Origin of the sequence: Allobosea sp. OAE752 (assembly GCF_050433265.1) — a bacterium.
Lineage (GTDB): Bacteria > Pseudomonadota > Alphaproteobacteria > Rhizobiales > Beijerinckiaceae > Allobosea > Allobosea spartocytisi.
Window position 1 is genome coordinate 711,631 of the sequence record NZ_JBNPXO010000002.1, and the last position, 21,876, is coordinate 733,506.

Sequence of the window (21,876 nt, forward strand, 5' to 3'; positions counted from 1 at the left end):
TAACCGAAATCCTGATCGTCGTGGTGCTGACCGTGATCAACGGTCTGCTCTCCATGTCGGAACTCGCCGTCGTCTCATCGAGGCCGGCTCGGCTCAAGGTTCTCAGCGATCAGGGCAATAGGGGCGCGACGACCGCCCTGCGCCTCGCGTCCGATCCCGGCCGCTTCCTCTCGACGGTTCAGATCGGCATCACGCTGGTCGGCGTGCTCTCCGGCGCCTTCTCGGGCGCGACGCTCGGCACGCGCCTGTCGGCGTGGCTCGGCACGCACGGATTCTCGCAATCGGTGTCCGACACGCTCGGCGTCGGCATCGTCGTCGTCGCCATCACCTATCTGTCGCTGATCCTCGGCGAGCTCGTGCCGAAGCAGGTTGCGCTGCGCGACCCCGAGCGTGTGGCGGCGCGCGTCGCGCCGGCCATGGCGTTCCTGTCCAAGATCGGCGCGCCGCTGGTCTTCCTGCTCGACATCTCCGGCAAGGCCGTGCTCGCGCTTCTCGGCCAGAAGGGCGAGTCCGAGGAGAGGGTGACCGAGGAGGAGGTGCGCACCATCATCGCGGAGGCCGAGACGGCCGGCGTGCTGGAGCGCGACGAGCGCGAGATGATCACCGGCGTCATGCGCCTCGCCGACCGTTCGGCGCGGGCGCTGATGACACCGCGCCGCGAGGTCGAGGTCGTCGATCTCGCCGACAGCCCCGAGGAGATCTGCGCGCAGCTGCGGGCGACGCGCCGTTCGCGCCTGCCGGTGCAGGACGGCGAGTCGGATTCGATCGTCGGCGTCGTGGTGGTCAAGGACACGATCGATTTCCTCGGCAACGGCGACATGCAGGAATTGCGGGCGCTGGTGAACGAAGCGCCCGTGGTGATGGATACGGCCGACGCGCTGCATGTGCTGCGTGAAATCCGCTCGAGCCGGGTGCATATGGCGCTTGTCTTCGACGAATACGGTCATTTCGAGGGCATTATCACCCCGGGTGACGTGCTCGAGGCCATTATCGGCGTCTTCCAGGAGGAGGAGGAGAGCGAGCCTGCCGTGGTCGCGCGGCCGGACGGCTCCTATCTGGTCGCCGGCTGGATGCAGGCCGACGAGTTCTCGCAGGAGTTCGGCATCCCGATGCCGCGCGACGCGGACTTCCAGACCGTGGCCGGCTTCATCCTGGCCGAGATGAACCACCTGCCCAATGTCGGCGAGACCTTCGACAAGGATCGCTGGCGTTTCGAGGTGGTCGATCTCGACGGGCGCCGGATCGACAAGATCCTGCTCAGCCCGATCGCGTGATGCGGGCCGCCGGCATTGACGCCGGCGGAGCCTCCGTGGTGTAGTCGGGCCAAGGGGTTCATCGCGACGACCCCGTGAGGCTTCGGCCCAATGCTCGCGTCCAACTTCCTTGCTTCAGGATGGACGCATCATGTCTTCCAACGAACAGATCACGGTTGCGCAATTGTCCCGGCTCGTCGGCAGGCCCGACGCACCGGCGATCATCGATGTCCGGATCGACGAGGATTTCGCCGCCGATCCGGTTCTCCTGCCCACGGCGACGCGCCGCGACTACCGTGTGGTCGCGGATTGGGCCTCGGACTATGCCGACCAGCAGCAGGTCATCGTCGTCTGCCATCGGGGCCTCAAGCTGAGCGAAGGGGTCGCTGCCTGGCTGCGGCAAGGCGGCATCGCGGCGGAGAGCCTCGAAGGCGGGCATCTCGCCTGGCGACAGGCCGGCGGGCTCACGGTCTTGCCGGCGCATTTGCCCCCGGCCGGCCCCTCCGGCGGCAGCGTCTGGGTGACGCGGGCCCGGCCCAAGATCGACCGCATCGCCTGTCCCTGGCTCATCCGCCGCTTCGTCGATCGCAAGGCGGTGTTTCTCTTCGTGGCCGCCACGGAAGTCGAGGCGGTGGCGGAGCGCTTCGGCGCCACGCCCTTCGATGTCGAGGGCGTGTTCTGGAGCCATCGCGGACCGCGCTGCACCTTCGATGTGATGATCGAGGAGTTCGGCCTGGCCTCGCCGGCGCTCGACAGGCTCGCCCGGATCGTCAGGGCGGCCGATACCGCGACGCTGGACGCCGAATCGCAGGCCGCCGGCCTGCTGGCGGCTTCGCTCGGGCTGTCGCGCATGTTCAAGCACGATCTCGAGCAGCTCGACGCCGGCATGCTGCTCTATGACGCCTTCTATCGCTGGAGCCGGGACGCCAGCGAGGAAACCCATAACTGGCCTTCCGCGCGTCCGGTTTCGGAGCCCCGCTCATGACCACCCTGCAATCGGACATGGCGGCCGGGCCGGCCGAGCGCATGCCGACGCTGGCCGAGGCGACGCGCGTCTGGGCGAAGATCGGTTGCCTCTCCTTCGGCGGCCCGGCCGGGCAGATCGCGCTGATGCATCGCGAGCTGGTCGAGGAGCGGCGCTGGATCGGCGAGGAGCGCTTCCTGCACGCGCTCAACTACTGCATGCTGCTGCCGGGCCCCGAGGCACAGCAGCTTGCGATCTATATCGGCTGGCTGATGCACCGGACGCTCGGCGGGCTGATCGCCGGGCTGCTCTTCATCCTGCCCGGCGCGCTGGTGATGCTCGGCTTGAGCGCGCTCTACGTCACCTGGCGCCATGTGCCGCTGGTCGACGGGCTGTTCTTCGGGATCAAGGCGGCTGTCCTCGCCATCGTGATCGAGGCCGGCTTCCGCATCAGCCGCCGCGCGCTGAAGACGCCGGCGATGCGGCTCGTGGCGCTGGCGGCCTTCCTCGCGCTCTTCCTGTTCAAGACGCCGTTTCCGCTCGTCATTCTCGCGGCGGCGTTCGTGGGCTGGGCCGGACATCGGCTGGCGCCGAACCTGTTCTCGACGGCGCAGCGCCATGCCGCGCTGGGTCCGCCCGTCACCGGGCTGGTCGATGAGCTATTCGCGCGCGGGGAGCTGACGCACACGCAGCCCTCGCCGGGCAGGGCGCTGCGGGTGCTCGCGCTCTGGCTGCCCCTATGGCTGGCGCCGGTCGGGCTGCTCTGGCTGATGACCGGGACCGGGAGCGTCTGGACGCAGATCGGCTCCTTCTTCAGCATGATGGCGGTCGTGACCTTCGGCGGCGCCTATGCGGTCTTGAGCTATGTCGCCCAGGCGGCGGTCGAGGGCTTCGGCTGGCTCGCTCCGGGCGAGATGCTGGATGGGCTCGGGCTCGCCGAGACGACGCCGGGGCCGCTCGTGCTGGTCCTGCAGTTCGTCGGCTTCCTGGCCGGCTTCCGGATGCCCGGCATGTTGCCGCCGCTGCTGGCCGGCAGCCTCGGCGCGGTCCTGACGCTGTGGGCGACCTTCGCGCCCTGCTTCCTCTGGATCTTCCTCGGAGCGCCCTATATCGAGGCGCTACGCAGCAACGAGAGCCTCTCGGCGGCGCTGGCGGCGATCACGGCGGCTGTGGTCGGGGTGATCGCGAACCTCGCCTTGTGGTTCGGGCTGCATGTGCTGTTTCGCGAGCTGCGCAGCCTTGACCTCGTCTGGCTCTCGCCGGACGTGCCGGTGCTCTCGTCGCTGGACTGGCAGGCCGCGCTGCTGGCGGCCGGCGCCATCCTCGCGATTCTGCGGTTCCGCATCGGCATGATGCCGGTGCTCGCGGCCTGCGGGGCGGCGGGCATCGCCCTCAAGGGGCTGGGTTGAGGCTCAGCGCCGCGGCGGCTCGCCGGGCTCGATGATGCGGTACTCGGCGTCGATGATCTCGATGCGCTCGGCTGGCCGAGCCTGACCGCCGAAGGGATCGGCCGCGCGGTCGAAGCCGGCGGCCTTGAGCTTGGCCTTCAGCCGCCAGACCGCGATGGCGCCGGCCACGGCGACGATGGGGATCAGGATCAGCGCAAGGCTCGCCGCCACGAGGAACAGCGTGATGCCGACGACGAAGCTTGCGGCCATGACGAGCCATGTCGCCCAGCGCGGCATCGAAGCCCCGCGACGGTTGAGCTGGTCGTAGAGATTGACGCGGATCATGTCGGTTCCACTCCTCCTCGGGCCAAGAGATAGGAACGAATTGCGGCGTTGGCGAGATGCCCTTTCGATCGGCGGCGCCCAGAGACCTTTTGACACAGGCCAAGCCGTTGGTGAGGGCCGAAAAGGAACTCAGCCCGCGTCGCGCCAGCCGTAGAGCCAGTCATAGCGCTTGCGCATCCCCTCCGGGCCGAGGCGCCGGAGCACGAGGTCGCGCCCGATGCTCCAGGGCCAGCCGAGATGGAAATTGCGGCTGTTCTCGCGGCTCGCCTCCTGCACGCGGGCGACGCGTTGCGCGCGGGCCGCGGCATAGGCGGCCATGGCAGCCTGGACGCCGGCAGCGCCCTCCCGCGCCAGATGTTCCGCCAGCAGGCGCGCGAGCACGCCAGCATCCTCGATGGCGAGCGAGGCGCCTTGGGCCAGGAAGGGCAGGACCGGGTGGGCGGCGTCGCCGAGCAGCGCGATCCGTCCCTTCGCCATGGCGGCCGGCTTGCGGTCGAACAGCGACCAGACCTGCCAGCCGGCGGCGGCGCCGGCGAGCTGTCGCAGAGCCGGTGAGGCGCCGGCGAGATGCTCGGTCAGGACGGCGCGGTCGCCTTCGCGGGTCCAGCCTTCGCGCGCCTCGCGCGCCTGGCGCAGGACGACGAGGTTGATCTGCCTCCCGCTCGATACGGGGTAATGGACGGCATGGCGTTGCGGGCCGAGATGCAAGGTCACGCGCGGCTTTTCACCCGCGATGCCGGGGGCTGCCGCCGTCGGCACCATGGCGCGCCAGGCCTCGTAGCCGGTGAATTCGGGCGCAGCCGCATCCCCCGTCAGGCCACGGATGCGCGACCACAGCCCGTCGGCGCCGATCAGGCCGAGGCCGTGCAAGGTTTCGCCGCCATTCTGACTGCCGAGCGTCGCGGTGACGCCGGCATCGTCCTGCCGCACATCCTCGACGCCGCGCCCGACCACGAAGCGGATATTGGGCATGGCGCGGGCAGCGTCGAGCAGGACGGTGTGCAGGTCGATGCGGCTCATCAGGCGAAAAGGCGTCGGCGCCCCCGCGGGATCCGCCGGCATCTCGACCACCGTCACGCCGTCGCGCCAGCGGCGGACGGCCAGCCCGTTCGAGGAAACGCCGACACGCTTCAACGGCAAGGCTAGGTCGAGCGCCTCGAGCACGCGGCCGGAATTCGGGGTGAGCTGCAGGCCGGCCCCGGTCTCGCCGAAGCCGGTGCGTTTCTCGACGACGGTCGAGGCGATGCCGCGCCGGGCCAGAGACAGAGCCGCCGCAAGGCCGCCGATGCCGGCGCCGGCGATGAGGATGTGAGGAGCGCTCAAGGCAGCCGCCTTCGATGGATCGACCGGTTGTCGCCGCAGGAGCGCAGGTGCCCCTCAGAACCTGCGCGGATGGATCGTCAGCCGCTCGGGCCGCGGCGCGAGCCTGCGGGCCGCGTCGCGGGAATCAGGCCGCCTTGGCGTCGTCGTGATACTCGCATTCCGGCGGATTCGACGCGCTGCCCTTCAGCGAGGGGTCGTATTTGAACAGCGTCGAGCAATAGGGGCAGACGATCTCGTTGTCCGAGCCCATGTCGAGGAAGACATGCGGATGGTCGAAGGGCGGCTTGGCACCGATGCACATGAATTCGTGCGCGCCGACATGGATCACGGCGACGCCTGCGTCGTTCTGGAAATGCGGGATGCCGGTCGCGGCCATGGCTCTTCGCTCTTCAAAGCTGGAATTCGCGCGCAACCTATCCCGACAGGGCGCGAGATGCCAGAGCCTGTTTAGGCTGCGGAACCGGCGCGTTTCGCCTTACGGACCGCGCAGGCAGGCTTGGGCGAGGCGGGTCATGCGGGTGCTTTCCTCGGAGGACAGCGTATCGCTGAGCGCCTTCTGCCAGAGGTTCTCGCGCTTGAGCCCGTCCACGGTGCAGGCGCAGACCTCCCGGCAGATCTGTTGCGAGTTCGAGGGCCCCGCGCAGCTTCGTTGGCATTCGGCCCGGAAGGCGCGCTCATCCGGCGAGGGCGGCGGGGCGATCTGCGTCGCCAGCATGATCAGCCCGATGAAGACCGGCTGGTGGACGAGATAGACCAGCAGGCTATGGCGGCCGCCCCAGCAGATGATTCGGGTTGGCCACGAACGCGGCCGCCAGCTCGCCGCGGCCGTCCCGTCGAGGCGGGGCAGGACGAGGCGCGCCAGCGCGATGCCGGTGAGCACGCAGCCGAACCAGGGGAAGACCGGGACGAAATCGGCCGTCTGGATCGGCGCATGCGAGAAGCCGAGCCAGACCGCCCAGGGCTGGTCGAGCAGGGGGCTCGCGACGAAGGCGGGCAGGGCGAAGGCGAGCGCCGCGGCGAGGATGACAGGGATCACCGGCAGGCGCAGGAACGGCAGGGCGAGCACGCTCGCCAGCGCGACATGGTGCAGGATGCCGAAGAAGATGAAGTTCTCGCGCATCGCGAAGAAGGTGCCGACCGTCACGAGAGCGGCAGCCGCGGCGACCATGGCCAGGCGTTTCAGAAAGGCGTTGCGATTCAGCCCCTTGCGCGTCGCCAGCACGAGGCTGACGCCGACCACGACCAGGAAGGAGCCGGCGATGCAGCGCGCGAACAGCCGCCAGCCCGGCTCGAAGGCGATATCGGTCTCGATCAATCCGAAATTCGAGAGATCATAGGCGAAATGGAAGACGAACATCGCCAGCAAGGCGATGCCACGCGCCAGATCGACGAGCTGGATTCGGCCGCCCTTCGATAGGGAGGCCGGGGTCGGCGCGGGCGAAGCGTTTGCGGCAGGCTCGGTCATGGCCGTCGTTCATAAGCAAGCGGCGCGCTGGCGGCTACCCAAAGTGGCTTGGGCATGGCAGGGAAGGCGACAGTCGAACGGACCTCCATGACGGAACCCATGCAGAGCTTTTCCTCCGACGGCGTGCGGATCGCCTATGTCGACCTCGCGCCCACCGGCGATGTGCCGAAGCACGAGACCGTGGTGCTCGTCCACGGCTTCGCCTCGAGCCATGTCATCAACTGGGTCAACACCCAGTGGACGAAGACGCTGACCCATGCCGGCTACCGCGTCGTCGCCCTCGACGATCGCGGCCATGGCGAAAGCGAGAAGCTCTACGACCCGGCGGCCTATTCCTCGCAGATCATGGCCGAGGATGTGCGCCGGCTGATGGACCATCTCGATATCCCGCGCGCGGCGGTGATGGGCTATTCGATGGGCGCGCGCATCTCGGCGCATCTGGCGCTGGCGCATCCGCAGCGGCTCAACGCGCTGCTGCTCGGCGGGCTCGGCATTCATCTGGTCGAAGGGGTGGGGCTGCCGATCGGCATCGCCGATGCGATGGAGGCGCCGTCGCTCGCTACCCTGACCGATCCGATGCAGCGCATGTTCCGCGCCTTCGCCGAACAGACCAAGAGCGACCTCAAGGCGCTGGCCGCCTGCATCCGCGGCTCGCGCCAGACGCTGACGGCCGGGCAGGTCGGCCAGATTTCGGTGCCCACCCTGATCAGCGTCGGCACGAAGGACGACGTCTCAGGCTCCGGCCCGGAGCTGGCGAAGCTCATTCCCGGTGCCGAGTCCTTCGATATCGTCGGGCGAGACCACAATCTCGCGGTGGGCGACAAGAGCCACAAGCAGGCCGTGCTCGACTTCCTCGCGCGGTTGTGAGATGGACGGCGTGCGAGCAGGTTCCTCCGAAATGCGGGCGAAACCAATGTGTTGTCGAAAACGGTTCACGCGCTGATTCCGCTGCCTTCCATATTGATTCAACCCCGCTCTGCGTTTGCCTTTGGCCTCTGGCCCCTTCCTGGTGCTAGTCTAGGCTTCTGCCGAACGGTTATCCCCGGAGAACGATCATGCCGTCAGGGCACTCCGCCGTAGACATCCGCGATGCCGCCAGCGGTCTCGACCGGGTCGATCCCGTCTGGTCGCGCCTGCGCCGCGAGGCCGAGGCCGCCGTCGCTGCCGAGCCGGCGCTCGGCACGCTCATCGTCGCCTCGGTGCTGAACCAGCCGAGCTTCGAAGGCGCCGTCGCGCATCGCGTGGCGGCCCGGCTCGGCCACCCGGCCGTGACGGCCGACCTGATCGAGCAGGCCTTCACCGAGGCGATGGCCGATGATGACACCATCGGCCCCGGCATGCGCGCCGACGTCATGGCCGTGCTCGACCGCGATCCGGCCTGCTACCGCGTGCTGGAGCCGGTGCTGTTCTTCAAGGGCTTCCACGCCCTGCAATGCCACCGGCTGACGCATTGGCTGTGGATGCGGGACCGGCGCGATTTCGCGCTCTATCTTCAGGCGCGCTCCTCCGAAGTGTTCCAGACCGACATCAACCCGGCTGCCCGGATCGGCAAGGGCGTCTTCCTCGACCATGCGACCGGGCTCGTCGTCGGGGAGACGGCGGTGATCGAGGACAATGTCTCGATGCTGCACGGCGTCACGCTCGGCGGCACGGGCAAGCAGGGCGGTGATCGGCATCCCAAGATCCGCAAGGGTGTGCTGATCGGCGCCGGCGCCAAGATCCTCGGCAATATCGAGGTCGGCCAGTGCAGCCGCGTCGCGGCCGGTTCGGTCGTGCTCCAGCCGGTGCCGCGGAATAAGACCGTGGCGGGCGTGCCGGCCAAGGTCGTCGGGGAGGCCGGCTGTGCCGAGCCCTCGCGCTCGATGGACCAGATTCTTGGCGGCGATTGCGGCGCCTATATCTGAGCCGCTTCGTCGGCCGAGGCTGCAAGCCATTCCATGATCTCGACCCGGCGTGCATGCGCGCTGGAGCCCGTGGCTGGACTCAAGGTGAGCCTGTCCGGCGTCGGCATGGCCTGCCGGAAGGGCGCAGCCAGCCGGCCAGCGGCCAGAAGGGGTGCGACGAGGCTCATTCGGCCCATGAGCACGCCGGAGCCCGAGAGCGCTGCGTCCAGCGCCAGGGCATAGAGCGAGAAGGCCGGCCCGCGCCCTGAATCGACCTTGGCCTCCGGCGCGGCGAAGCCGAGCCAGCGCGCCCAGTCGCCGCGCCAGACGGCATCGTGCAGCAGGGTCTGCCGCGCCAGATCGGCGGGTGAAGCCAGCCGGGCGGCCAGCGCGGGCGTGCAGACGGGCAGGATCGCGTCGGGGCCGATCTGGATCGCGGACGGCTCCGCGACGGTGTCCCGATAGAACAGCGAGAGATCATAGGGGTCCCGTCGCGGGTCCGGCGGCTCCTCCATGGCCGCGACGGAAACCTGCAGTTCCGGAAAAGCCTGCTGCAACCGGCCCAGACGCGGCGAGAGCCAGAGCTGGGCGATGCAGGGCAGGGCGGCGATGGCGAGCGGCCGGTGCGGCTGCGCTTCGCGCAGGGCCTGCACCGCCTGGCCGAGCATGTCGAAGCCGCGTGTCAGCCTGGGCAGCGCCTCGCGCGCCGCGTCCGTCAGGGCGACGCCTTGCGGCAGCCGGCGAAACAGCGGGAAGCCGAGCCCGGTTTCGAGCTGCCGGATCTGCTGGGTGATCGCGCCGGCGGTGACGCCGATTTCCTCCGCCGCCTTGGCGAAGCTTTCCAGCCGCGCAGCTGCCTCGAAGGCCCGCAAGGCGGTGAGCGGGGGCAGGCGCGGGCGCGGCGGCTTGACGGGCAAGGGAAGCTCCGGGTCGAGGCTGAGATTTCCTCATCCTCCTGGCCATGAATACTCATTTGCGCGCGACGCGGCAAACCGATGAGATGGCTCAGGTCCCAAACAGGCACCGGGACAACAATCGCTGAAGTGGAGGATGGGGCATGATGGCTCTGGGCAGGCGCGATTGGGTGCCGCAGGCGAGCGAGGACTATATCCAGCGGATCGCCGGCGAGACGGCGGGCCAGCCGCTCGATGCCATCGCGGACAGGATTACGGCGCTGACCGCCGAGAACCGCGCCATCCACGAGCGCGATTGCGTCAACCTCAACCCTGCCACCAATGTGATGAACCCGAAGGCCGAGGCCCTGCTCTCGGCCGGGATCGGGGCGCGGCCCTCGCTCGGCTATCCCGGCGACAAATACGAGATGGGGCTGGAGGCGATCGAGCAGATCGAGGTGATCGCGGCCGAGCTCGCAGCCGAGGTTTTCGGCGCGACATATGCGGAGATCCGCGTGCCCTCCGGCGCCATCGCCAATCTCTACGCCTTCATGGTCGCGGCAAAGGCGGGCGACTGCATCATCGCGCCGCCGGGCGAGATCGGCGGGCATGTCACGCATCACGGCGCGGGCGCGGCCGGGCTCTACGGCATCGTCACCCATCCGGCGCCGATCGATCCGGTGAAGTACACGGTCGATGTCGAAAAGCTGCGCGCGGATGCGCTCAGGCTCCGCCCGAAGCTGATCTCGATCGGCGGCAGCCTCAATCTCTTCCCCCATCCGATCCGCGAGATCCGCGCCATCGCCGACGAGGTCGGTGCGCTCGTGCTGTTCGACGCGGCGCATATGTCCGGCATGATCGCCGGCCATGGCTGGCAGCAGCCGCTGGAGGAGGGTGCTCATCTGATGACGATGAGCACCTATAAGAGCCTCGGCGGGCCGCCTTCAGGGTTGATCGTCACCAACGATGCGGAGATCGCGAAAAAACTCGACGCCATCGCCTATCCCGGGCTGACGGCTAATTTCGACGCGGCGAAATCGGCTGCTCTGGCCGTCTCGCTGCTCGATTGGAAGGCGCATGGCCGCGCCTATGCGCAGGAGATGGCGAAGACGGCGAAGGCCTTGGCCGAGGCTCTGTCAGAGCGGCAGGTGCCGGTTTTCGCCCGCGACCGAGGCATGACGACCTCGCATCAGTTCGCCATCGAAGCCGCGCCCTATGGCGGTGGGCAGGCGGCAGCGAAGCGGCTTCGCGCGGTCAACATCCTGTCCTGTGGCATCGGCCTGCCGCTGCCGGCGGTGGAGGGCGATGTGAACGGGCTCAGGCTCGGCACGCCGGAGATCGTGCGCTTCGGCATGACGGCCGCCGACATGCCGGAGCTGGCGGGTTATATCGCCGAGGGGTTGAACGGCTCGCGTCCGGCCGAGGCGGTGGCGAAGGACGTGACGGCATTCCGCGGCCGCTTCCGCGAGCTGCATTTCATGCGCTGAACGGCCGCATCGTCATGCTCGGGCTTGACCCGAGCATCTCGTGACCGAGAGGCTCGGAAGTCCCTTCTCGCGAGAGATTCTCGGGTCTGCGCTTCGCTCCGCCCGAGAATGACGCTGTGTTGCAGTCAATAGGGTTCGGGCTCAAGCGTAGCGCGCTTGCCTCGGCTCTGCCGTTCAGCCCGGCAGATCCGCCTCGCCGATCCAGAAGACTTCCGCCTCGCTCTCCTCGGTGTCGAGCCAGGTGAAGGGCAGGTCGTATGCGGCTTCGAGCGCCTCGCGCCCGGTGCCGACCTCGCAGAGGAGCGCGCCGCCCGGATTCAAGTGGGCGCGGGCCTGCGCCAGAATGCAGTGCACGAGGTCGAGCCCGTCGTTGCCAGCGATATGGGCCATCTGCGGCTCGCTCGCATATTCCGGCGGGAAGGCGGCGACCTCCTCGGCGGTGACATAGGGCGGGTTGGCGATGATGAGGTCGTAACGCTGTCCATCGAGCGGGGCGAAGAGATCGCCCTGGAGCAGATGGACGCGATCGTCGAGATCGTAATCGGCGACATTGAGGCGGGCGACATCGAGCGCGTCCGGCGAGAGTTCGACGGCATCGACCTCGGCATTGGGAAAGCGTCCGGCGGCGATGATGGCGAGGCAGGCGGAGCCGGTGCAGAGGTCGAGCACGCGATCGACGGCTTCCGGCTCCGGGACGAGGCCGAGTCCTTCCGATTCGAGCACACCGCGCATCAGGAGTTCGCCGATATAGGAGCGCGGGACGATGACGCGCTCATCGACCCGGAAGCCGAGGCCGTGGATATAGGCGCGCCCGACGAGATAGGGCGCGGGCTTGCGCGTGGTGACCCGCGCCTCGATCAGGTCCAACAGGCGCGCTCGCTCGCTGCGGGTCAGGCGCGCATCGAGCCAGGGATTGATGTCGTCGACCGGGAGCTTGAGCGCCTCCAGGAGCAGGAAGGCGGCTTCGTCGAGCGCGTTGGTGGTGCCGTGGCCGAAGCTCAGCCCCGCCGCGTTGAAGCGCGAGACGGCATAGCGCAGCAGATCGCGCAGGGTGAGGAGGTCGTCGAGGGCGGTCATTGTCGGGGGCGGTTTGTCCGGGTGGCGTCGCCAGCCTCTTACAGGGCGGTGAAGGAAAGCGCCAAGCGGTCTCCTCCCGGGCGAGCCGCATGGCTTAGAGCATCGGCCCGAAAAGTGGCACGCGGTTTTCGGGAAAAGCCGATGTAAAAACAAAGAGCTACAGCATCGGACCGAATACAATGTTCGGTCCGATGCTGTAGCGCGTCGTCCGCGTCAGGAACTGCCGGCCGGGGCGAAGAAGCAGAGCAGATCTCCGGCATCGTCGATGCAGAGATGAAAGTGGCCGTCGGGCGATTCCTTGGCCTTGTCATAGGGGATTTCGAGGATCAACGGCTGGCGCCGTTCGGTCGGCCACATCGGGTGCGTGCCGGGCGCGACGGTGACGATGAAGCCACCATGGCCTTCGCGCACGGTCTCGGCCGCGATCGGGGCGCAGTCGGCGCCGGAGCAGCAGTAGAACGGATAGTCCCAGCCAGTTGGGGCCTGATGCGAAAGCGCCGGCGCCGCTCCCACAGCCAGGATAGCCACCATGGCGAATGAAGCGATCAAGCGCATCGGCCAGCCCTCACCCGCAAGTTTGCGGCGCGAAAGGCGGCGAATGCATGGCGGAGCACCCGGTTCCGGCTACCCCGTATGGATCGGTGTGCGTCGCAACGGCGTCAGCCGGCCGCCTTCTCGACATAGCGGGCGAGCATCTCGACCTTCATATCCTCCTCGCCGACGAAGCGGCCGCCGCCGAGCCAGACCGACTGCACCGCGTCGGCCTCGTCCCGCACCAGCCTGGCCGGTTCGCCCGGGCTGTTGAAGCCGGAGGCGCGTGTGATGCGGCCGTGATCCGGCGCATCGAGCGTGATTTCGCCGGCGTCGAGGAAGGGGGTGAACAGCGCGGGGTTGGCGATGAGGACGCGGTCGGACACTGGCACCAGATCGCCCGCGCCCCAGATGCACCAGCCCCGGCGATTCCAGTCTTCGGTCCCGGCCGGCGGCGCGCCGCGCTCGGAGAAGGTTTTCAGGATATGGACGACGCCGTCGAGCCAGGGGTGGGCGAGACCGTCGATGGCGTTGGTCAGGACGGACACCGTCAGGTTCTGCGCAGGAAAGACGCAGGTGCGGGTGATGAAGCCCTGGAAACCGCCGGAATGGCCGAACCAGCGCCAGGCGCCTTCGCCGCCCGAGATGGTGCCGAGCCCATAATGGCGGCCGAGGCTCGCCTCGTCGTCCGGCCAGAGCCGTCGCGTCATCTCGCGGCGGCTCAAGGGGGTGAGGATGCTGGTTTCAGCCTGCGGCGAGAGCTGGGCGAAATAGCGGGCGACATCGGCGGCGGTGGCGACGAAGCCCGCTGCCGAAACCATGGCCCGGCCGGGATTGTCGCCGGGGATGACGACGCGGTAACCCAGAGGCTGCGTGCCGCTATGGCCCTTCGCCATCGGCCTGTGGCCCCAGAGCTCGATATCGGCCTTGGTTTCGGTGAGGCCGACCTTCGCCACGACCTCGTCAGTGATCCATTCGCTGTAGCTCAGGCCGGTCACGGACTCGATGACGAGGCCGAGCAAGCCGAAGCCGTGGTTCGAGTATTTGAAGCGCTGCGAGGCCGGAAAGATCGGCGGCTCGGCAAGATCGTCGAGGAGTTCGGCCCTGTCGCAATAGGGCTTGCGGTCGAAGAACTGGCCGTTGTCCGGCCCGTCGCGCGTCAGCCCGGCGCTGTTGGAGAGCATCTGGCGGATCGTCACGGCCGCGATGTCGGGGTGCAAGCCGTCGATCAGGGAGCCGACCGCGTCGTCGAGCCGTAGCCGGCCGTCCTCGACGAGGCGCAGGATGCCGGCACCGGTGAAGCTCTTGGAATGGGAGGCGATGCGGAAGCCGTGGCGCGGCGTCAGTGCCTCGCCGGTCACGAGATCGGCGCTGCCGAAGGCGGCCTCGAGCGCGATCTCGCCGCCGTTCGCGACCGCGATGGCCACGCCCGGCTGGTCGTGCAGGCGGCGCTGGAAATCGAGCCAGCTCGCGACATAGGCGAGGGCGGAAGGGAGCCACGGCGTCATGATGCGATCCGTCCTCGGGATGGGAGAGGCGCATGCTAAGGATCGCAGCCCGGGGTGCAAGCGGGGGGAAGATCGACGGAACGATGCCGGCTTTTGCTTGCCCTGTGCGGCCCGGCGTGGCATCGCTCCCGCCCAATCGAAAGGGACACAGACCGTGGACAAGACAGAACTCGCCAAGCTGCAGGACTATCTGCGCCGGACCTTCAGCAACACCAACATCTCCGTGCGGGCGCGGATGAAGAAGACCGATTCGGCCGAGGTCTATCTGGGTGAGGAATATATCGGCATCATCCATGTCGACGACGAGGACGGCGACCGCTCGTTCAACTTCACCATGGCGATCCTCGACGTCGATCTCGAGGGCTAATCCGCTTCCAGCCCTCATCCTGAGGAACAAACGCGGCTTGCGTCTCGAAGGATGCTCCAGAGGGCTCGGAGCTTCCTGAAGCATCCTTCGAGACGCGCTCTTGGAGCGCTCCTCAGGATGAGGGCTGGGAATGGGCGAGCCGGCGCCGGCCCCTTCCGCTCATCGGATCAAACCGTCCAGCGTGCGGCGTACGCCGCCCAGCATCACGGCCCAGTCTGCGATGATGGCGCGTGGGAAGCGGATGTTCACATCCATGCCGCGGTGATGGAAGGTGACGCGGCAGGGCTCGTCGACAAGCCCGCCCACATTGATCGGGCAGCGCGCCGCGAAGCCCCGGCCGTCGGGAACCGAGACATAGAACTCGTCGCCCTCGAAGGGCGAGCCCTTGCGGAAGCCGCGCACCACCAGGCCGCCGGGATTCGACCAGACCGTCGGCGTCAGGAAGCGGGCATAGGTGGCGAGCTGGCGCGCGGGCTCGTTGACCTTGTCGGGCGGGCTCAGGGTGATCAGCAGCTTGTAGCGGCTCTGAGGCGCGGCCGGGCCGAGGCTCGGCCAGTCCAGCCGCAGGCGGGCCATGCCGACGAGCCGGCTCCGGTCGCGGTCGTCATCGTCGATGCCGGTCAGGTTCCGCGGGATCATCAGCGCCACATCGCCGACGCGGGCCGGTTGCAGCTCCACTGAGGGCTCGTCGCGCCGATGCGTCCAGTAGAGCGCGGCGGCGGTCGCGAGCGCTCCGGCCAGCAGGATCGCGAAGGCCGCCTTCAACATGGCGCCGTCGGCGCGCGGCAAAGGCCGTGCCGGCCGCTGCAGGCGCATGCGGACCATCGAAGCCAGGGCGGCGCCTTGATGTCCGGGCAGGTGGTGGGGAAGCGACGCAGTCATGTCCGGTGTTCTCGGAACGGGTTGCGTCTTACTGAATCATTGCCGCCTTAACGGCGCGTAAACCATAAGCCGTTCAGCCGGCCGGAGCCTTCCGAAGCTCGCCGGCATTGCCGACGACGCGGTCGCGGCCGAGCCGCTTGGCCTCGTAGAGATGGGCGTCGGCATGGATCAGAAGGTCGCGAATGCTCGCGGCGTCGTCCGGAAAGGTTGCGACGCCGATGCTGACCGTCGGAGCGGCGGCGAATTCCCGGGAAAGCGTGCCATGGACCGCGACCCGCATCCGCTCTGCATAGGCGAGGGCCGCGTTGTACGGCATGTTCTCGCAGAGAATGACGAATTCCTCGCCGCCATAGCGAAAGATCCGGTCCTCGCTGCGGATTTCCGAGCGCAGGCATTCCACAACGCGGCGCAGCACCTCATCGCCGGTGACGTGGCCGTACCGATCGTTGATGCTCTTGAAGTGGTCGACGTCGAGGATCGCGAGGCTGAGCGGCTTTCGCGTGGCGGCAGCGCGCGTCGCCAAAGCGGGGGCGACGGTGTCAAAACGCTCGCGGGTGAGCGCGCCGGTCAGCGCATCATGCCCGCTCTTGCCGAGCAGATCCTCGTATTTGTGCCGATAGGTCAGCTTGTAGAAGATGTCGGCGAGGGGCTGCGGCGCGAGCTCCTGGGTGCTGCGCTCGAACAGCAGGAGGTAGAGGCCCATCAGCGCGCTATAGACGACAGCCGCGCCCATCTTGGCGACCCAGCCGCCGAAAAGAGCGTCCCAGGGCGTGCCGGTGACCGCGTGGAGGCCGGTGAAGAAGCAGATCTGGTCGAAGGTCAGGATCACCGCCAGGGTCAGGCAGGCCCGCAGCATGGTCGAGCGCGGCATCAGGCGGTGCAGCTTCTCGTAAAGCAGGATCAGCGCGATCGAATCGATGAAGAGCAGCGTCGTGCCCCAGATCATCAGCGCGCCCATCTGGTCGATCAGCACGAGGTCGGGATTGTAGCCGGGCAGCGCGACCGGCGAGCCGTAGAGGCGCAGCGTCAGCACCAGCGCCACCATCAGGAAATTGCCGACCAGCAGCCCGTAGATCGGTTGGCGGACGGTTTCGGCGTCCTCGCGGATGTAGAACAGCAGGATGATCGCGAGCTTGCCGGAAAACAGCACCGTCGAGCCCGGCGAAAGCAGTCCGAACGGCAACTGGATGAAGAAGACCGCTGCCAGATAGGTCTCGAGGAAATGCATCACGCCGAGCGCGCAGAGAAACGCGCCGAGGCCCATGACATGCCGCAGGCGGAACAGGAAGGCCATGACGCCGAAATAGATGAGCGCCTGAGCCAGGAGCAGGGTGATGCCTGACATCGGGAGAATCGCGTGGCTGCCAGCGCGTCTTACGGCATTCTTCCCGCAGGGCGGTCAACGGGGGAAGGTCGTATGCCCGGCATTCGGCGGCTGACTGTGCCGCGGAAGGCACTGCGGTCGGCGCCGCTTCCGGCCCCGGTTCCGGGGAGGGGAAGCAGGGCGTAGTGCCGCTCGGTACGGCCACATTAACCATGCCGGTTTACTATCCGGTAAGGCTTTTCTTCACAGTTCGTAAACCATAAGCCAGTGTCCCGCGCATCGCTCCGAGGGGAAGCTGCGCGCCATGACGATCGAACCCGCCACGCTCGAGGCGTTGCAGTCGCTGATCCTCGGTTTTGCCTTCGCCGGCCTTCTCGCAAGCGCTTTCGAGCTGTTCACGGCGCAGCGTGCGGATTTCAAGCTGCTGCAGGCCGGCGGTCTCGCAGCGGTCGCCAGCGTGCCGGTGGTCATCTTCAGCGCGCCGTTCCTGATCCTGCGCAACACGGTTCGCGGCCGCCGGATCGAGGGGCGGCCCTTCCTGTTCGTGATGCTCGCCAGCATGATCGCGGCCGTCTGGAGCATGGCGTCGGGCCGCGTCGTCCTCGACCTGCTGCACGTCCTCGTGGCTTGACGCCAGCCCGCCGGCGCCCTCAAAGCTCGGCATCGACGCATCCTCCGGGAGAATCCGATGCCGCTCTATTCGCTCGATGGAACCAAGCCGGAGACGCCTCCGCAGGGACAATGGTGGCTGGCTCCCGATGCCCATGTGATCGGGCGCGTGAGGCTCGCCGCTGGGGTCGGGATCTGGTTCGGGGCGGTTCTGCGCGGCGACAATGAGTGGATCGAGATCGGCGAGGACAGCAATGTCCAGGAGGGCTGCGTCTTCCATACCGATATGGGCTTTCCGCTTACCGTCGGTCCCCGCTGCACCATCGGCCACCGTGCGATCCTGCATGGCTGCACCATCGGCGAGAATAGCCTGGTCGGCATGGGCGCGACCGTGCTGAACGGCGCGAAGATCGGCCGCAACAGCCTTGTCGGGGCCAATGCGCTGGTGACGGAGGGCAAGGAATTTCCCGACAATTCGCTGATCGTCGGCGCGCCGGCCCGGGCCGTCCGGACGCTCGACGACAAGGCCGCGGCCGGGATCACCGCCTCGGCGCAGGCCTATGCCCGGCGCTGGCGGCAATTCGCGGCGGGGCTCGAGCGGCTGGATTGAGCCGGTCGCCCGTCCGGGGAGCTCCAAAAAGGTCGGGCCGGCTTCCCGTTACGGAAAGCCGGCCCTGGGCGAAACCCGATCTTGGGGACGGGTGGGTGGGGACGTGACCGAGCCTCGCCTTTCCGAATGAGCCGCCCACCGAAGATCCGGGCGGCTCGGTAGATCAGTCTCCGGACCGCCGGGCACGGTGCCCGGCCGTTCCGCTCAGCGCTGGACCGAGGCGACGGTGGGGGTCTGCGCGCCGCCGAGCGAGGTCCAGCCGGTCTGGTACTGGGACTCCCGCTTGACGTAGACGTAGCCGGTCTGGCTCCAGGGCAGGATGGCGTTGCGCTTGTTGTCGAGGATGAAGTCGCCGCGATCGGTGCGGATCATCAGCACGGCGTGTCCGGCATTCTCCTCGTCGATGACCACCGTCACCAGCATGGCACGGCGCGGCAGGCCGGCCTCGGCCAGGCGCTTGCGCTTCAGCAGGACGTAGTCCTCGCAATCACCCTTGCCGTCGGTGGGAATGTCCCAGCGATCGACCACGCCCCAGTGATCCTGGTCGGTGACCGGCTCGATCTCGTGATTGGCGCGGTTGTTGACCGCGACGATGGTCTTCCAGAGCTTGGGCGTCAGCTCGACGCGCTCGGGCTCGCGGGTGTCGAGCCTGCATTCGGAGGGCATGCGCTTGCAGAAATCCGTCCAGGCATAAGGTGCGCGGGCGTCGCCGCTGGCGGAGGCCGGGGCACTCGCCACCGGGATACCCGCGCTCTGCGCTGCGACGCCTGAAGCGCCGGCGATGGCGAAAGCGGCCACGAAGGCGGTGCCGATCAGATTGCGATGAAGAGAAAACATGTCGTCCCCTTTCTGTCCCGGGGAGACGATGCGATCCGGTCGATGGATTTGGTTTGAAGTCGAAACGTACAAATTTATGTATTTCCGCCAGCAACCGCCTCAATGAATATCAGAGCCAATCTTGTTCAAAGTCGAAAGTAACGATTTGTGACGATGGTGAAACTTTCTTTTAACCGTTAATTGTGTGTTACACGGCAACGGCTCGTTAACTTACCTGATTGTTACCAGCGTGGAGAATGGGAGAGAGCGGCTTCGATCGCTGGTTTCCGTGACTCGCGGAGCGCGCCGATCACGCAATGCGCGCGTGGGAACTGCCGGATGCCGGCGGGCTCGCAGGCCGTCCTTCGTTGCGGCCGCAATTCGCGGCCGGACGATCGCGGTGCCGTGCCAGAGCACTGGGAGATGATCGTCGGCTGGGTCCGCCCCGCGAGACGGGCGCCCAATCCGCCTGTGTCAGCCCGGGGCGCCGCGCAGCGGCGAGGCCGCAGCCCGGACCCGGATGCGTGTCATGGAGAAGCGAGAGGCGGAGGGGCCCTTCCGGACCGTTCATCGGTCCGGGGTCCCAGGCTCATTGCCGGGCAATGTCCCGAAATGGCGGTGGCCCGGACACGCGTCGTCGCGGGAGGGGCGGCCGGTGGCCTGCCGTCAGAGCTCGAGATTCTCGTCGAGCAGGTCGGCGGAGAGCGGGAAGCTGAACTCGACGGCATAGCCGCCGTCGAACCGGCGCACGATCCGGCCCGGCGTCGTGCCGAGCCGCACGGGTGTGCCCGTCGGCAGGTCGAGATCACTGGAGATCGCGGCGCCGGAGAGCGAGATGTCGATGACGCGGACGGGATGCTCGGAGCCGTCGCTCATCGTCAGCATCGAGCGCGGATTGCGCGGAACGATGCGTTCGTGCCGGCGATCTTCCGGCAGGCCGAGCTCCTCGCGATTGGCGAGCCAGGTGAGCTGGGCGGTGAATTTCTCGCGCTTGCGGCTGGTCGCGGTGATCGTCATCGCGAACCCTTCCATCGTGGTCCGCACGCAAGTGCCCTCGATCCGACCGAGATGCTCGAGATAGACGATGACGCGCTCTCCCGGCGCGGCCTTGGCCGGCGCGGCGAGATGAACGCCGCCCGGCGAGATGTCGATCGTCTGGCAGGGATATTCCATCCGGTTGGGCAGCATATAACGGCCCAGCAGCACCACCTTCATCCGGTGATGCCTCCTGCGTTCGACCGGAACGGTCGCCGCCCGGGGCGTTTGGAGCGCGCTCAACATCAATGGACCAGCCTGGATTCGGGGCCGATCCTAGGCAGGAACGGTTAACGGAAGGTCAAGGTCAGGCGCGTCCGCCGGGCAGGACGACGAGGCGCGGCGGGGCGGAACGTTGCCGCTCAGCCGGGGCGGGGCGCGCGGACGTGGTGGGCCAGAGCATGCGCAGCGAGATCATCCGCATGGCGACCACGGTGTCGAGGCCGAGCCAATCCGGGGTGAGGGCGGGCGAAAGCGCGCCCAGGACCCGCGCATGGGTGCGGCCGCGATAGCGCAGCGGCAGCAGCAGCAGCTCCAGATAGATCGGCGCGCCGGTGCTGGTTTCGCCGGAAAGGCCGGCGACGGCACCGGCCGTCTCGTCCATCACCGTCTGGACCAGGCGGCGCATGTCGCCCTGCGCCTCGACCTCGGGCCAGATCGCGGCGAAGGGGCGGCCGCGCAATTCATGGCCGATCAGCGCGCAAAGCCGCGTGCCGGCCAGGCGGAAGACCGGGCCGATCGGCTCGTTCTCGAGAATGAACGTGTCCGCCAACGCATGGCGCAACGCTCCGGGTTCGATCTCGCCACGTTCGGGCGCCGCCCGCTCACCGCGCAGCGCGTCCCAGTAGTCGAAGACCAGACGTGTGCTCGTGTTTTTCATTCTGCGCCCATTCAGCGGTTGATCCGATCGGGGAATCGCGCGTCCAGCGATGACGCAGATCCGTCCGAAAGGGGGACGAGTCGGTCCCTGATAGGATCGAGGACGCACCCGCCATGCCGTCTTGCCATCCCGGGGTGAGTCGGGGGAGGCGCCGGGGCGGTTAGGGTTAACGAAGTCTTATCTTTGTGGAAGATGCCTAGAATGCGTATCAAATGCCATCGAATTCGCGGGCGGCAAGCCGCCGACGCAAACCGGGGTGGAGGGGGCGTGACACGTCGTCCGGCTGGTCCGGATGACGGCACAGCCGGCGGAAAAGGGGAGGGCGTCATGCCGCTCCCCTTTTTCGTGCGTGGATAAGGCCGGCACGCCTTGCGCGAGCCTGCCGCTTCGGCAAGTGTTGCGGCGCAATGGCTTCCCACGATCCCCGCCCGCCGGCGCGCGAGCCCGCCTTCAACCTGCCGTCCGTGATCGTCCAGCTCCTGGCGGTGCTGGCGCTGATCCAGGCCGGCCGCAGCCTGCTCTCGGACGAGAACGACTATCTGCTGATGTCGTGGCTGGCCTTCGTGCCGGCGCGGCTGACGCTGTGGCTGTCACCCGACAGGCTTGACGACGTCGTCGGGGCGCTGGCGCAATCGACCGTCGGGCAGGATGTCGGCGATCGGCTGCAGCTCGCCCGCCTCCTGCTGGCGGATGGCGGCGTCCGGCTCTGGACGCTGCTGACCTATGGCTTCCTGCACGGCTCCTGGCTGCATCTGGCCTCGAACGGCCTGTGGCTCGCTGCCTTCGGCAGCCCGGTGGCGCGACGGCTCGGACCTGGCCGCTTCCTCAATCTCCTGGCGCTGTCCACGATTGGCGGCGCGCTGCTGCACTGGTGGTCGCGCGATCTCGACCTGCTGCCGCTGGTCGGCGCCTCGGCGGGAATCTCGGGGGCGACGGCGGCCGCGATCCGCTTCGTCTTCGCGCCGGGCCTGCGCTTCGGCGAGCTCGGCAATGACGAGGTGGTGAAAGCGATCCCGGCCGAACCGCTCGGGCAGCTCTGGCGCAATTCGCGCGCCGTGCTGTTCACCGGCATCTGGTTCGTGACGAACATCCTGTTCGGCGCCGGGCTCGTGCCGATCTTCGGCGAGGCGACCAGCATCGCCTGGGAAGCGCATATCGGCGGCTTCCTCGTCGGGCTCCTGCTGTTCCCGCTGCTCGACCGTGGGCAGAAACGCAGCTGAACGGGCGCTCGCGCGC

Annotated in this window: 23 protein-coding genes; 10 read left to right on the forward strand and 13 right to left on the reverse strand. The window is 67.9% G+C overall.

All coding sequences use genetic code 11. The annotated features are described in order from the left end of the window. The first annotated feature begins 11 nt into the window (after nucleotides 1-11). From GGC47_RS08325 to chrA, 3 genes are all read left to right on the forward strand, one after another. Nucleotides 12-1,274, forward strand: coding sequence for a hemolysin family protein (locus GGC47_RS08325; RefSeq protein WP_185748004.1), 1,263 nt, complete (start codon nucleotides 12-14; stop codon nucleotides 1,272-1,274). 130 nt (nucleotides 1,275-1,404) lie between these two features. Further along, nucleotides 1,405-2,238 (forward strand): chromate resistance protein ChrB domain-containing protein, encoded by an 834-nt coding sequence (locus GGC47_RS08330; RefSeq protein ID WP_142022528.1) that lies wholly within the window; start codon nucleotides 1,405-1,407, stop codon nucleotides 2,236-2,238. After that, nucleotides 2,235-3,626: a chromate efflux transporter gene (gene chrA, locus GGC47_RS08335; RefSeq protein WP_429067639.1), complete on the forward strand. Its 1,392-nt coding sequence runs from the start codon at nucleotides 2,235-2,237 to the stop codon at nucleotides 3,624-3,626. The genes GGC47_RS08330 and chrA overlap by 4 nt, the downstream gene beginning before the upstream one ends. A 3-nt stretch (nucleotides 3,627-3,629) precedes the next feature. Here the strand turns inward: chrA and GGC47_RS08340 are convergent, their stop codons facing one another. From GGC47_RS08340 to GGC47_RS08355, 4 genes are all read right to left on the reverse strand, one after another. Then, on the reverse strand, nucleotides 3,630-3,950 hold the full coding sequence (locus tag GGC47_RS08340; protein ID WP_112764565.1) for a hypothetical protein: 321 nt from the start codon (nucleotides 3,948-3,950) through the stop codon (nucleotides 3,630-3,632). A gap of 129 nt (nucleotides 3,951-4,079) precedes the next feature. Then, a complete protein-coding gene (locus GGC47_RS08345; RefSeq protein WP_370955563.1) occupies nucleotides 4,080-5,273 on the reverse strand; it encodes an FAD-dependent monooxygenase in 1,194 nt (397 codons plus the stop codon). Nucleotides 5,274-5,397: 124 nt separating this feature from the next. Further along, entirely contained in the window at nucleotides 5,398-5,649 is a 252-nt protein-coding gene (locus GGC47_RS08350) for a zinc-finger domain-containing protein (protein WP_038358462.1), read from the reverse strand. A 99-nt stretch (nucleotides 5,650-5,748) separates the two neighbouring features. Then, a complete protein-coding gene (locus GGC47_RS08355) occupies nucleotides 5,749-6,738 on the reverse strand; it encodes an acetyltransferase domain-containing protein (RefSeq protein WP_370955562.1) in 990 nt (329 codons plus the stop codon). 99 nt (nucleotides 6,739-6,837) lie between these two features. On the opposite strand from GGC47_RS08355, the gene GGC47_RS08360 reads away from it, so the two are divergent. Together GGC47_RS08360 and cysE are read left to right on the forward strand one after the other, a co-directional pair. Then, the gene (locus GGC47_RS08360) at nucleotides 6,838-7,605 is read left to right on the forward strand and encodes an alpha/beta fold hydrolase (protein ID WP_038359891.1); all 768 of its coding nucleotides are present in this window, start codon (nucleotides 6,838-6,840) and stop codon (nucleotides 7,603-7,605) included. Between the two features lie 188 nt (nucleotides 7,606-7,793). Next, nucleotides 7,794-8,642, forward strand: a complete 849-nt coding sequence (cysE, locus tag GGC47_RS08365) for a serine O-acetyltransferase (RefSeq protein ID WP_429067644.1) — start codon at nucleotides 7,794-7,796, stop codon at nucleotides 8,640-8,642. On the opposite strand, the gene GGC47_RS08370 is transcribed toward cysE, so the two are convergent. Continuing rightward, on the reverse strand, nucleotides 8,633-9,538 hold the full coding sequence (locus tag GGC47_RS08370) for a LysR family transcriptional regulator (protein ID WP_370955561.1): 906 nt from the start codon (nucleotides 9,536-9,538) through the stop codon (nucleotides 8,633-8,635). The genes cysE and GGC47_RS08370 overlap by 10 nt on opposite strands. Before the next feature lie 140 nt (nucleotides 9,539-9,678). Here GGC47_RS08370 and GGC47_RS08375 point away from each other — a divergent pair, with 140 nt between their 5' ends. Then, the gene (locus GGC47_RS08375) at nucleotides 9,679-11,001 is read left to right on the forward strand and encodes a serine hydroxymethyltransferase (protein ID WP_210245682.1); all 1,323 of its coding nucleotides are present in this window, start codon (nucleotides 9,679-9,681) and stop codon (nucleotides 10,999-11,001) included. Between the two features lie 174 nt (nucleotides 11,002-11,175). On the opposite strand, the gene prmB is transcribed toward GGC47_RS08375, so the two are convergent. The 3 genes from prmB to GGC47_RS08390 form a co-directional block, all read right to left on the reverse strand. Continuing rightward, nucleotides 11,176-12,078, reverse strand: coding sequence for a 50S ribosomal protein L3 N(5)-glutamine methyltransferase (gene prmB / locus GGC47_RS08380; RefSeq protein WP_142022533.1), 903 nt, complete (start codon nucleotides 12,076-12,078; stop codon nucleotides 11,176-11,178). Nucleotides 12,079-12,291: 213 nt separating this feature from the next. Further along, nucleotides 12,292-12,633, reverse strand: a complete 342-nt coding sequence (locus tag GGC47_RS08385) for a hypothetical protein (RefSeq protein WP_112764573.1) — start codon at nucleotides 12,631-12,633, stop codon at nucleotides 12,292-12,294. Between the two features lie 104 nt (nucleotides 12,634-12,737). Further along, on the reverse strand, nucleotides 12,738-14,117 hold the full coding sequence (locus GGC47_RS08390) for a serine hydrolase domain-containing protein (RefSeq protein WP_142022534.1): 1,380 nt from the start codon (nucleotides 14,115-14,117) through the stop codon (nucleotides 12,738-12,740). A gap of 154 nt (nucleotides 14,118-14,271) precedes the next feature. On the opposite strand from GGC47_RS08390, the gene GGC47_RS08395 reads away from it, so the two are divergent. Beyond that, complete coding sequence (locus tag GGC47_RS08395; protein WP_038358447.1) at nucleotides 14,272-14,484, forward strand: DUF3126 family protein; 213 nt, start codon at nucleotides 14,272-14,274, stop codon at nucleotides 14,482-14,484. Between the two features lie 159 nt (nucleotides 14,485-14,643). Here the strand turns inward: GGC47_RS08395 and GGC47_RS08400 are convergent, their stop codons facing one another. Both GGC47_RS08400 and GGC47_RS08405 read right to left on the reverse strand, forming a co-directional pair. Then, nucleotides 14,644-15,366: a hypothetical protein gene (locus GGC47_RS08400; protein ID WP_142022535.1), complete on the reverse strand. Its 723-nt coding sequence runs from the start codon at nucleotides 15,364-15,366 to the stop codon at nucleotides 14,644-14,646. A 73-nt stretch (nucleotides 15,367-15,439) separates the two neighbouring features. Then, nucleotides 15,440-16,711: a GGDEF domain-containing protein gene (locus GGC47_RS08405; RefSeq protein ID WP_429067649.1), complete on the reverse strand. Its 1,272-nt coding sequence runs from the start codon at nucleotides 16,709-16,711 to the stop codon at nucleotides 15,440-15,442. A 283-nt stretch (nucleotides 16,712-16,994) separates the two neighbouring features. On the opposite strand from GGC47_RS08405, the gene GGC47_RS08410 reads away from it, so the two are divergent. Next, entirely contained in the window at nucleotides 16,995-17,321 is a 327-nt protein-coding gene (locus GGC47_RS08410) for a DUF6949 family protein (protein ID WP_038358441.1), read from the forward strand. A gap of 57 nt (nucleotides 17,322-17,378) precedes the next feature. Further along, nucleotides 17,379-17,909, forward strand: a complete 531-nt coding sequence (locus GGC47_RS08415; RefSeq protein ID WP_038358438.1) for a gamma carbonic anhydrase family protein — start codon at nucleotides 17,379-17,381, stop codon at nucleotides 17,907-17,909. 204 nt (nucleotides 17,910-18,113) lie between these two features. Here the strand turns inward: GGC47_RS08415 and GGC47_RS08420 are convergent, their stop codons facing one another. The 3 genes from GGC47_RS08420 to GGC47_RS08430 form a co-directional block, all read right to left on the reverse strand. Further along, complete coding sequence (locus GGC47_RS08420; protein ID WP_112764578.1) at nucleotides 18,114-18,746, reverse strand: transglutaminase-like cysteine peptidase; 633 nt, start codon at nucleotides 18,744-18,746, stop codon at nucleotides 18,114-18,116. Between the two features lie 645 nt (nucleotides 18,747-19,391). Then, nucleotides 19,392-20,006, reverse strand: a complete 615-nt coding sequence (locus GGC47_RS08425; protein WP_038358437.1) for a PilZ domain-containing protein — start codon at nucleotides 20,004-20,006, stop codon at nucleotides 19,392-19,394. A gap of 61 nt (nucleotides 20,007-20,067) precedes the next feature. Then, a complete protein-coding gene (locus tag GGC47_RS08430; RefSeq protein WP_038358436.1) occupies nucleotides 20,068-20,640 on the reverse strand; it encodes a PAS domain-containing protein in 573 nt (190 codons plus the stop codon). Between the two features lie 407 nt (nucleotides 20,641-21,047). Here GGC47_RS08430 and GGC47_RS08435 point away from each other — a divergent pair, with 407 nt between their 5' ends. Continuing rightward, a complete protein-coding gene (locus tag GGC47_RS08435) occupies nucleotides 21,048-21,860 on the forward strand; it encodes a rhomboid family intramembrane serine protease (protein ID WP_112764579.1) in 813 nt (270 codons plus the stop codon). Nucleotides 21,861-21,876: the final 16 nt, after the last annotated feature.